This window comes from Vibrio sp. 2304, from assembly GCF_033339475.1.
Taxonomy (GTDB): domain Bacteria; phylum Pseudomonadota; class Gammaproteobacteria; order Enterobacterales; family Vibrionaceae; genus Vibrio; species Vibrio alginolyticus.
This window is the reverse complement of record NZ_JAWOUQ010000056.1, coordinates 1-736: the sequence shown is the minus strand read 5'-3', so window position 1 is coordinate 736 and position 736 is coordinate 1. Positions and strand designations below refer to the sequence as shown.

At 54.6% G+C, this 736-nt stretch carries 1 protein-coding gene; it reads right to left on the bottom strand.

What is annotated here, in order from left to right:
* Window positions 1–607 (bottom strand): IS6-like element IS26 family transposase (locus tag R7P64_RS24210; protein WP_001067849.1); only part of this gene is annotated, 607 nt, incomplete at its 3' end.
* Between the last annotated feature and the right edge of the window lie 129 nt (window positions 608–736).

Genomic DNA, 736 nt, shown 5'->3' with positions numbered 1-736 from the left:
CAATACCTTTGATGGTGGCGTAAGCCGTCTTCATGGATTTAAATCCCAGCGTGGCGCCGATTATCCGTTTCAGTTTGCCATGATCGCATTCAATCACGTTGTTCCGGTACTTAATCTGTCGGTGTTCAACGTCAGACGGGCACCGGCCTTCGCGTTTGAGCAGAGCAAGCGCGCGACCATAGGCGGGCGCTTTATCCGTGTTGATGAATCGCGGGATCTGCCACTTCTTCACGTTGTTGAGGATTTTACCCAGAAACCGGTATGCAGCTTTGCTGTTACGACGGGAGGAGAGATAAAAATCGACAGTGCGGCCCCGGCTGTCGACGGCCCGGTACAGATACGCCCAGCGGCCATTGACCTTCACGTAGGTTTCATCCATGTGCCACGGGCAAAGATCGGAAGGGTTACGCCAGTACCAGCGCAGCCGTTTTTCCATTTCAGGCGCATAACGCTGAACCCAGCGGTAAATCGTGGAGTGATCGACATTCACTCCGCGTTCAGCCAGCATCTCCTGCAGCTCACGGTAACTGATGCCGTATTTGCAGTACCAGCGTACGGCCCACAGAATGATGTCACGCTGAAAATGCCGGCCTTTGAATGGGTTCATGTGCAGCTCCATCAGCAAAAGGGGATGATAAGTTTATCACCACCGACTATTTGCAACAGTGCCCGGGAAACTGCGCTGCCGGAGAGTGTGCTGCGTGAACCACAACGGGAGCGGGAAGCGGTCCGGGAG